The sequence below is a fragment of the Streptomyces sp. H39-S7 genome, from assembly GCF_027158205.1.
Lineage (GTDB): Bacteria > Actinomycetota > Actinomycetes > Streptomycetales > Streptomycetaceae > Actinacidiphila.
Window position 1 is genome coordinate 1 of sequence record NZ_JAPVLU010000105.1, and the last position, 9982, is coordinate 9982.

The following is a 9982-nucleotide window of genomic DNA, read 5'->3' on the forward strand; positions in this document are numbered from 1 at the left end:
GGTAGCCGGTGACGCCCAGGTCGTGCCAGGGGCCGGGGCCGGTGGGTGTGCGGCGGGCGACTTCACTCGTGCCGGAGGCCAGGACGCGGGCGACGGCGTCGTCGGCGGCGTCGTAGACGGGGATGTGGGAGGCGAGTAGGTCCTGTTGGCGGCGGGTGGGGGCGGCTGTGACGATGCGGTGTACCCGCCCGCTCTCGATGATGTCGATGGCGCACAGGGGCGCGAGTTTCGGGGTGCAGGCGGTGGCCAGGCGGCCCAGGGTCTGATGGGCGTCCAGGTCGGTGGTCAAGGTGGTGCTGGCCCGCAGGAGGAAGGCGAGGTCGTCGCGGGCGGCTTTCTCGCGGGCTTCGGCGTTCCGGCGTGCCTGTTCGGCGTGGTGGCGTTCGATGGCCAGGGCCGCGGTGTCGGCGAAGACACGGGCCAGGGCCAGGTCGGCCTCCTGCGGGGCACGAGGCGTGCGGTGGTACATCGCGAAGGTGCCCAGCAGGGATTGGTCGCGAGCCAGGATCGGGGTGGACCAGCAGGCGGCCACACCGGCTTTGGCGGCCAGGTCGCGGAAGTCGTCCCAGAACGGGTCGGTGGCGATGTCGGTGACGATCACCGGCCGGCGGCGGTGGGCTGCGGTGCCGCATGAGCCGACCCCCTCGCCGGTGGCGATGCCGTCGATGGCCTGGTTGTAGAAATCGGGCAGGCTGGGGGCTGATCCGTGGCGCAGGTGGCGGCCGTCGGCGTCGGCCAGCAGCACCGAGACCAGCACCTGTTCGGGGGTGAGGTCCTCGATGGCGCGGGCCATGCCCTGCAGCACCTCGGGCAGCGGCGCTTGGCGGGCGATCTGCTCGAGCAGGACGCGGTGCTCGGCCGTCAGCCGCTGGGCGTGCTTGGCCTGGGTCGTCTCCACCCCGATCACTCGCACACCTACGGTGTTGCCGCCCGTGTCCAGACGGGGATCGTGGGTGAAGTCGAAGAACGCCTCCCGGGCGCCCGCCCCCTCGCCCAGCACCACCCGGACGTCGCGTTCGGTGTGGGCCGTGCCGGTGCGGTAGACCCGGTCCAGCAGGGTGATGAAGCCCTGTTCGGCCAGTTCCGGCATCAGCTGCCCCAGCGGCACACCGGTGCGTTTGCGCTCCCCGCCGTCGAACGTGGCGAAGAACGCCGCGTTGGCCGCCTCCAGCAGGTGCACCGGGCCGGCCAGCGAGGCGAACAGGGCCGGCGACTGCCCGAACAATGCCCGCAGATCGCCCTCCGCTCCCTCCGCGGCAGCAGCGCGCGCTCCTGCCGCACCGGTGATCCGGGGTGACGGCTGTCCCGACAGGCGCGTCATACGTGATGCCCTTCGCTTGACCGAGCCGGATCCTCTGTACCGTCAACCGCGATGCCGGGCCGGCTGGGGTCCGCGGCCAGGGCCTCGGCCACATCAGCGTGCAGGCAGAAGACCTGGTCCAAACCCGTCAGCGTGAACACGCGGGCCACCGGAACCGGCACGCACGCGAGCCGCAGCGACCGATCCTGCGCGGCCAGCTGCTGGAAGAGCCGCAGCAGAGCGTTGATGCCGGAAGAGTCGCAAAATGCCAGGTCAGTGCAGTCAGCAACCACCGCACCTGCTCCCTGGCCGTTGGCCAGTTCCCTGCCACCGGCCTCCTGCAACTGCACCGTGCTCTCGAAGTCGAGATCCCCGCGCAGCGTGAAGACCGTGCCCTGTGCTTCCTGCGTGACCTGCACCGCGAACACCCTGCGCTTCCTCCGTATGAACCTTCGGCCGGGCCCATCCCCTCCTGGGAAAAGCAACCCCTCACCGCAGGCTACCCACCAATCTCCAGGCCAGCGGTATCCAGCCCGACGGCTTGGTTCAGGGCACCAGGCGCTGACCCAACTTTTGCCGTGGCCGCCCGCAACGCCGAGCTATGCCGGTTCGGGTGGTGTGGACAGTGAGGCCGTGACTCCCGCGCGGGCCAGCTCGTCGGTGATGATGCAGATCACCGTGCGGGCCATGACCGGCAGGATGGCGTCCTTGCAGTTCAGCTGGATGGCGGGGCCGCTGGCCCGCTTGTCGTGGACGGTGACGTTGTTGGGGCTGTAGAAGTGCGCGGACTGGGCCGGCGTCGCTTCGAATGCCGTGGCAGTCAGTTCCTGACCGCTGTCCGTGGTACGCAACAGACGCGGTCGGGCGGACTCCAGCGCGGCGACGGCGCCGTTGCGGTCGTCGGCGGCCACCGTGATCCGCCAGACCTGGTGCACGGCGAAGCCGTGCTCGGTGACGATGGGCAGTGTCCCTGGCTCGACGGTGATGCCGGCACGGGTCGGTAGCGTGCTGATCGCCAGCCTCAGCCAGGCAGCCGCGCGCCCATCGGCAACGGCCGCCCATTCCCTGGCCACCAGCCATGCGATTTCTGGATCGGCGTGCGCGGCCGCCTCGAAGTACTGCTCGACCGTTTCCCTGCTCTCCGCGTCGTGGCGTAGGAGCCGGCAGCCATCCTGGAACGCGATCTCGGCGCTGCCGAAGCCAGGGGTCATCAGGCTGTCCTACCACTGAGCACCGACAGGGCCGACTTCGGACGGATGCGGTGGCAGCGCTTCCCGGTCCGCGAGCGCGGCCGTAGGTCGAATGCCCAATGGTCGGCGTGTTCTTCGCCGGTGCTGTGTATCCGGGTGTGGCTGGGCGAAGTGGACGCGCGGGCCGGCCCGTCGCAGGTACGTACTTCCGCGACGGGCCGCAGGCGCCCCTTGCGGTCCTCCCGGCTCTCACCCTCCGGCGCCTACTGGAAACAGGCCAAGATGCTTCCCGCGACGCGGAGCAGAAATCTATCCCCTCTGGAGTAGACATTCGCTTTCGGTTGTGGGTAGTGTTCCTGTCGTAGCCCAGAGGAACAGCAGGGCTTGGCAGAGACGAACTGCCGGGCAGCAGTACAGGAAGTTGCAGTGTGTTGGGCGGTGCGGTGGTGGAGTTGCGAAGCCAGAGCGGTTGCAGGACGGCGACGGAACTGACGACCGGACCGGGCAGCCCGCAGTGATCAGGGGCAGCCATCAGCAGGACCGCGCTGGCAGTACCCGTAAGTGCAGTGCGCGGTAGGCAGCAGCGGAGTTCGTGAGCAGTACCTCGGTGAAGGCGTCGGCTGCGGACGCGCGCACCGGGTGGTTCGGCAGTGGGGTTCTAAGCCAGAGCAGTTGCAGGACGGGCGACGGGGCTGGCTGCCGGAGGGTGGTGCGGTGAAGGCCACCAGAAGTTCGCAGTACGGATTGGGTAAGTGATTGAGCTAGAGGGAACGGAGGGGTTGAGCGCCATCGGGATCGCCCGGGCCGAACGCTTGAGCCCGGGTACCGCAGGACATCGATAGTGAGGTGGTCTCCGGTCACGCATTCGCGATCCCCGCACTCCCGACCTCGGTCGGCAGTGCGGACACAGTAGGCCGGCGCAGTACCAGGGCCGGCAGGTGGTGTTTTCCGTCCTTCGGGGCCCTGGCGCTGTAGTGCGCCAGGGCCCCTCCACGCGTTCCCTTTCACACCCTTTCGCCCGTTTCCCAGTGAGGTGAGATGACAGCAGAGGTCTCCTTCGGCCGTCTCGACGACGAGGACTACCCCGCCTACACCATCGGCCGCGCCGCCGAAATGATCGGCACCAACCCCGGCTTCCTCCGCGCGATCGGCGACGCCCGACTGATCACCCCCCTGCGGTCCGAGGGCGGCCACCGCCGCTACTCCCGCTACCAACTGCGCATCGCCGCCCGGGTCCGTGAACTCGTCGACCAGGGCACCGCCATCGACACCGCCTGCCGCATCGTCGCCCTACAGGACCAGCTCGAAGAAGCCCTCACACGCAACGCCCAGCTCTGCACCCGCACCCACCACCCCGCCGCCTGAGCACAGGAGCCGCGCGTCAGGAAGCCTGCTGCGGGCCACAGGATGGCGTGTTCGCTGTCCTGGCTGGCATCGAACCGGGCTCCGGACTGACGCCCCTGATCGTTTTCGAGGCCATACGGGACGGGCAGCGGACTGGGCGGAACAGTCGCTCCCTCTGCGATGGCCGGACCGTAGTGCCGGGTTATTCGGCCTGACGGCGTTCGCTCCGTCCCGGCCGGCTGCCGGGGCGGAGCGAAGGGGTGTTGGGGGTTGGGCTCAGGCGGTGCTTGCGAGCCGGCGCCGGCGGCGAACGGCGGCTGCGCCCGCGAGGGCGATGGCTGTGCCGGTACCGCCGGCAAGCAGCGGGGTGGTGGACGAGGCCTCGTTCACCCCGGGTTGGGAGCTGTAGCCGCTGGAGTAGCCCTTGGTGGCGTACTCCGAGCCGGGGAGTTTGTCCGCGTAGCGGGCCTTGAGCAGTTTCTGATAGTCGCTGAGTGACACCGACGCCTGGCCGCCCAGTCCTTGGCGGGCCTCCTCGTTGAGCGGTTCGACGGTGAGGAGTTTGAGCTGGTACCAGCCGCGGATCTGCGGCTCCGTGAAGACCAGCGTGCCCGCGGTTGCCTTGCCGGCATACGTGGCGTCGCTGTCGCCGTCGCGGACGGCCGCCAGGTGCCAGCCGCCGCCCTGGGTGGGGGCGAGCATGACGGTGACGTTGCGGCCGTTGACGGTGGTGCTCAGGGAAGAGACCAGCTGCGTGAGCTTGATGGCCTCGGTGGGCAGTGGCTGGGCGGTGCCCGCGACGAACCCGGGGGTGATCTCGTTCCGTGCCACCGGGTCCTTGATTGTGAAGACGGGGAGGCCCTGGCAGGGCTCGGCCGTCTCGGGGATCGTCTGCACCGGCCCGTCGGCGCCGTCGGTGGGCACCGCGGTGCGCAGGAAGCGGCAGACGGTGTTGCGGACGTCGGTGGACTTCACCGCGTTGAGGGCGGCCTGGTAGTCGGGGATGTCGGCCGGGAGAGGGTCCTTGGCCGGGACTGCGTGCGTCGGACCGACGGCGGACAGGAGCGCGGATGCGCTCACGGCGATGACGATGGACAGGCGGGAGAAGCGAGAGGGTGTCCGCTTGCCGGACCTTTTGGTGCTGCTGGTGTCGCGCATGTCGCCTGCCTTAGCGGGAGATACCGATGCGGGAGTGAGTCCACTTGGAGGAGTTGTTGCTCACGTAGTCGTTGTAGTTCCACCACGTGTACGTGGTGGTGTCCGGCCACGGGTCGGCCACGGCGATGGTGCTGTTCGACGTGTCGAAGCCGTAGATCACGTTCATGTGGCCGCCGCCGGCTGTCCATCCGATGCGGGCGCCGATCGGCCGGGCCGCCTTGACGTCGGTGTACACCTGGTCGAAGGTGGCCGCGCTGTTGAGGCCCGAGCCGGTGTGGGTCATGCCGAGGCTGCTCCAGCCCTTGGCCATGTCGTCGAGCGTGGCGGGCTGGTTGTTGCAGCCGTAGTAGGGCTGGGCCCGGGTGCAGAAGTCCGCCTGTGTGGAGCCGAAGCCCTGGAACTTGGCGATGGTCAGTCCGGAGGCGACCCAGCACCACTGGGACTTCTCCTGTTTCAGCATGCTGATGGTGTCCTGGCCCGCTTCCGCGTGCGCCGTGCCTCCTGCGGACGCGAGCGATCCCAACGCGGCCAGCGCGATGGCCGACGCCATGGTTCCGTACCTGAACCTGTCCATTTTCCTGCCTTCCCTTGATGGGTGCAACGAGATGAACGGGGCAAACTGGCAGGAATATGACAGCGCATCATGCCGGAGACACATAGGGGCCTCGCAGGAAATTCCCCCATATGGATTATTTGTCAGCACGGGAGGGGGACCGGCGCAGGGTCTGTTCGCGGCCTCGGCGCCAGAGGTTGCGGAACAGACGGGTCGGCCCGTGGAGTCGGGGACTCGCCCGGCAACAGCAGCGGGACGTGGCCCCACGCGCGGTGGCCCCCCACCGGCTCGGTGGGGGGCCACGGCGTGCAGGGTCGGAGTCTGAGGGGTGCCGGCCCGGCATTCACGGGGTCACGGGGCGGTCTGGACGGTCGAGGTACGCCTGCCGGCCGTCTGCGGTGGCAGTGTGGCGGAAACCCTCAGCCGGTCTCGGTCCCCAGAACAGCCACCGGACGCCCGCGCTCAATGACGCGCAAGCCGGGCACCGATGCCTCCGCCAGCGCCCAGAGTACGGAGACGGTCACGGGCAGATACAGGTCCTGGGCCGCAATCCGCCCGGAAGGCCCTTCCAACTCGCGAGCGTAGTAGCCGAATCGCCCGTCCCCCTGCTGCTGGCAGACCAGATATCGCGTCGCGTAGTCCACATCCTCCTGCTCACTCGCCCCGAGGTACTTGAGAGTCCGGAGCAGGCTCGATCCGAGGATCAGGTCGTACTCGCGCAGTTTCTGCAGGAGCAGGACCGGCAGGGTGAGCAACAGGTCGTCCCGGTCAGCGATCACGAGCTCCCGCGCCCCGAACAGCGACGCCCCGGCCAGCCGGTTGCAGACCTCCCTGACCTCGGCGGTCTCGGCTCGCAGCAGCAGCGACCGATCCGCCCTGGGCATGTCGGGTTCGATCCGGCCCGCCGCGCCGAAGGGGTCCTCCCCGATGGCGTCCAGGAGATGCGCCACACCGGCCAGTCGGGCCGGAATGACGTCCATCTCGCGCAGCGCGGCCGACACCTCACCAGCGAAGGATGCCAACTCGTCCGATTCGAAACCGCGTTCCCGCAGGACACTGTGGCAAAGGAGCAGGAGCTTCGTGTCGTAAGCGAACGGATCGAACCTGCCGACCGCACATTCCCGGTCGAGCGCGCTGCTGACCTGCCCCGCCATCACGTCGACGTAGCCCGCGGCGCACGGCGCCCCTGCCTTCTCCGCGAGGGACAGACCGAACAACGCTTGGAACTGATGGCTCAAGGATGCGGTCGCTACGCGCGCGGTCGCGAAGACGTACTCCGCAGCCCGTTCCACACTCTCGCGACACTGTGTCATGACGCCAGTCCCCTCAGCCGATGTGTAGCGCCGACAGCGCGGCAAGCGCCGACACGAGCGTCGTGTGATAGCAGGAACCGACGTCGGCGTCGATGTCTTCCGGCGTGGTGGGCATCGCCGCTTCCTTCGGGCGGCCGCGGGTGCCGGGAACCGCACCGTCGGCTCGTTGCGCCGACACCAGGCATTGCCATCCCACATCGTTGAAGGCGCACGGATTGCGTAGGCACAGGGCCGAGAGAATGAGCTCCGCGGTGAGATCCCAGTTGCGGGCGACTATGTACATTCCGAGGAGTCGTTCCACGAGCTTGGCGAGTCGTTTCCGCTCCCCGGCACAGATGCCCTCCGGGGAACGAAAGCCGAGGTCGGCCGCATAGAAAATCACGTGGGTCAGGATGTATGCCTCCGCTCGTGAGACATAGATCGGATTCACCGGCCGTGCCGGCATCGTGCTGCGGTAGAGCGTCAGATACGAGGGCAAGCCGTGGCCGACCTGCCCCAGGTCGAGCGCATGCCGGAGCTCCATCATTCGGTGCGGCGGAAGAGCGGGCGCCGTCAGGGTACTGGCCTCTATCAGTTGCTCGATGGATGCGAGGAACGCACATCCGTCGAGCCTTCCGCCGCGCTCGAGCGCCACCGCTACCACCAGATGGGAAACGAGGGTCTCCGGTTCGCGAAACGGACGTTCCTGGTAAAGCGGCTTGTGGTGCGTGGACTCCAGGAGGTCCAGGAACCGTGTGGTCACGGCCGTGTCCACCGGCCGCGAGCAGCGCTGCGCCGAGAGCGTCAGAATTGCCAGCTCGGACAGCGGGATCTCACACAGCCCGGTGAGCTCTCCGTCCTTGAACGGATCGAAATGCGGCAGATGCCCATCGATCCAGGTCAGAGCGCCCTCCAGCACCTGCTTCGGCGCGGCGGACGGGGTCACAACTCGCACTCGCAGACGGCGTGGGGATCGTCCCCGGACGCTATGATCCACCAGGCATCCGCCTGCCGGTAACGCGCCATGTTCCGCGCGAGCTCCGGGATCGCGTCCCTCAGTGGGGCGTCGAGATCCACCATTCCGTTGTCCTGAAGACGCTGGACCCGCTCCTCGATGGCCTCTCGACTTGGCCGACGCGCGGGTTTACTGGTTGCCATCAGAACTCACCTTCCTTTCCCGCGCTATGTGAGGTGATCGCACCAACCCTGGTCACCGACAAGCCAGTACCCGCCGGCGCGCGCCACAGCGGATTCGTTTGACAGCGGATAATTCCGGTCGAGTACGTCGACGATGTCCCGCGCGGGGGCATCCAGATCGACTACGCCTTCGTCGTGAAGGTGCTGGATGTGTCGGTAGATCTCGGCTTCCGCCTTGGCTACCGCACGTTCGTCGACGTTCGGTTCACGCCCATCGTCAGGTTTCGCGTTTGGTGTCATGGCAGCCCTCCTCGTGGAGGTTTGATTTGCGTTATCCAACGCCACTGACATATTCCAGCGTGCGCCATTCCACAGAGCTTGCAACCTGAGCACGAGCACGAGGCCACCCACCGCTGGCAAGTTCGATGCGTCCTCACGTGGTGAGCAGGCGGAGTGTGTCGGTGGGAAGGGTGCGGTAGTGGTCGGTCGCGGCGGCGGTCCGGGCCGGAACTCCGGTTTACGAGCACGGTGCTCTGAACGCCAGGTCCGGCAGGTACTGCCGCCATGTCTGCGGGGTCAGGGCGTCGCCGGTGGCATCGCAGATCTGCCGCACCGTCCGTTCGGCGTCCATCGGCCACAGGCGGACCGCCGGGTCGTACCCGGCCGTGGCCAGGGTGCTGCCGTCCGGGCTGAACGCCGCCGAGAGGATCTTCCCCGCCGACGTCAGGGGCTCGCCGAGGGGCGTGGGGCGGGCCGGGTTGCGGACGTCCCACAGACGTAGGGCTCCCGCGTCGTCGCCACCGGCCAGCGTGGTGCCGTCGGGGCTGAACCGAACGCTGCGGACCGCGTCCGTGGGGCCACGGAGGGGAGCGCCGAGCGGTTTGGCACGGGCCGGGTCGCGAACGTCCCACAGCAAGACTGCTTTCTCGCTGTCGCCGACGGCCAAGGTCTTCCCGTCCGGGCTGAAGGCCAGCCCGGTCAGCGAGTGCTTGCCGGAGGCCAGCGGCCGGCCCAGCGGCTGCGGATGGGCTGGATCCCGGACGTCCCAAAGCCGCAGCGTACGGGCGTTGGTGGTGACCGCGAGCGTGTGTCCGTCCGGGCTGAAGGTCACCTCGTAGATCCCGAAGGTGCTGCTGGCCTCTCCGGTGCTGCCGAGGGACTTCGGGCGCGCCGGGTCGCGGACGTCCCACAGCCGTACCGCGCCGTCGGCCTGGCTGCCGCTGGCCAGGGTGTGCCCGTCCGGGCTGAACGCCACCGAACCGGGCTGCTCCGTGCTGGTGGTGTGGCTCCTGAGGGACGGTCCGAGCCGGCGGGGGTGGACCGGGTCCGCCAGGTCCCACAGTTTGAGCATGCCGGCGTCGTCGGAAAGGGCGAGGACCTTGCCGTCCGGGCTGAACGCCAACTCGCCCTGAAGTCCCTCCTTGTCGTGCAGCGGGTCGCCGAGCGGCCTGGGGCGCGCGGGGTCGGTGACGTCCCACAGCCGCAGGGCCGTCGCGTCGACACTGGCCAGGAGCGATCCGCGCGGGCTGAACGCAGCAGAGACGACGATGGCGGTGTGACCGGTGAGAACTCCCTCGGGCAGCCGCCACAGCTGGAGTGTTCCGTCGAAGCCGCCGGTGGCCAGGTGGCGGCCGTCCGGTCCAAAGGCCAGGGTGTACGCCTCGCCGCCTCCCGTCGGAAGCCCCTTCGCCAGGAGCGCGGGAGCGGACGGGTCGGTGACGCTCCACAGATCCACCGTGCCATCGGCGCCGCCGCTCGCCAGGGTCCGTCCGTCCGGGCTGAAGGCGAGCACGCTCACCGCGCCGGGCACCGGGCCGGACAGCGGTGCGAGGCGGGCGGGGTCGGGGGTGTGGACTTCGGCGGCCACATGATCCTGGCCCTGGTCGCGGACCTCAGCGGCACGGTCCTGCACCGCAGTCGTGTCGCTGTGGATCCCGCGCTCGGCCGCAAGGAACGGTTGGCCGCCGTCGACGAGGCCGTTGCGACGGCCCTGCGCGAGGCGGACCTG

10 protein-coding genes are annotated in these 9982 nt (G+C 68.8%); 1 reads left to right on the forward strand and 9 read right to left on the reverse strand.

Annotation, left to right across the window (positions count from 1 at the left end; genetic code table 11):
- The 3 genes from O3X23_RS43075 to O3X23_RS43085 form a co-directional block, all read right to left on the reverse strand.
- Positions 1-1321: GAF domain-containing protein (locus O3X23_RS43075; protein ID WP_269280610.1), on the reverse strand; the 1321-nt coding region annotated here is incomplete at its 3' end.
- Positions 1318-1728 (reverse strand): STAS domain-containing protein, encoded by a 411-nt coding sequence (locus O3X23_RS43080; protein WP_269280613.1) that lies wholly within the window; start codon positions 1726-1728, stop codon positions 1318-1320. The genes O3X23_RS43080 and O3X23_RS43075, both read right to left, overlap by 4 nt.
- A 171-nt stretch (positions 1729-1899) precedes the next feature.
- Positions 1900-2511, reverse strand: coding sequence for a hypothetical protein (locus O3X23_RS43085; RefSeq protein ID WP_269280616.1), 612 nt, complete (start codon positions 2509-2511; stop codon positions 1900-1902).
- A 1017-nt stretch (positions 2512-3528) separates the two neighbouring features.
- Between O3X23_RS43085 and O3X23_RS43090 the strand changes: the two genes are divergently transcribed.
- A complete protein-coding gene (locus O3X23_RS43090; RefSeq protein ID WP_269280621.1) occupies positions 3529-3855 on the forward strand; it encodes a helix-turn-helix domain-containing protein in 327 nt (108 codons plus the stop codon).
- 255 nt (positions 3856-4110) lie between these two features.
- On the opposite strand, the gene O3X23_RS43095 is transcribed toward O3X23_RS43090, so the two are convergent.
- From O3X23_RS43095 to O3X23_RS43120, 6 genes are all read right to left on the reverse strand, one after another.
- Entirely contained in the window at positions 4111-4992 is an 882-nt protein-coding gene (locus tag O3X23_RS43095; protein WP_269280624.1) for a hypothetical protein, read from the reverse strand.
- Positions 4993-5002: 10 nt separating this feature from the next.
- Positions 5003-5566: a papain-like cysteine protease family protein gene (locus O3X23_RS43100; protein ID WP_269280627.1), complete on the reverse strand. Its 564-nt coding sequence runs from the start codon at positions 5564-5566 to the stop codon at positions 5003-5005.
- Between the two features lie 398 nt (positions 5567-5964).
- On the reverse strand, positions 5965-6837 hold the full coding sequence (locus O3X23_RS43105) for a hypothetical protein (protein ID WP_269280629.1): 873 nt from the start codon (positions 6835-6837) through the stop codon (positions 5965-5967).
- Between the two features lie 34 nt (positions 6838-6871).
- Positions 6872-7783: a DUF6895 family protein gene (locus O3X23_RS43110; RefSeq protein ID WP_269280632.1), complete on the reverse strand. Its 912-nt coding sequence runs from the start codon at positions 7781-7783 to the stop codon at positions 6872-6874.
- Between the two features lie 236 nt (positions 7784-8019).
- Positions 8020-8274 carry a hypothetical protein gene (locus tag O3X23_RS43115; protein WP_269280637.1) on the reverse strand — a complete coding sequence of 85 codons (255 nt, stop codon included), beginning with the start codon at positions 8272-8274 and terminating at the stop codon, positions 8020-8022.
- Positions 8275-8491: 217 nt separating this feature from the next.
- A complete protein-coding gene (locus O3X23_RS43120) occupies positions 8492-9841 on the reverse strand; it encodes a WD40 repeat domain-containing protein (protein ID WP_269280640.1) in 1350 nt (449 codons plus the stop codon).
- Between the last annotated feature and the right edge of the window lie 141 nt (positions 9842-9982).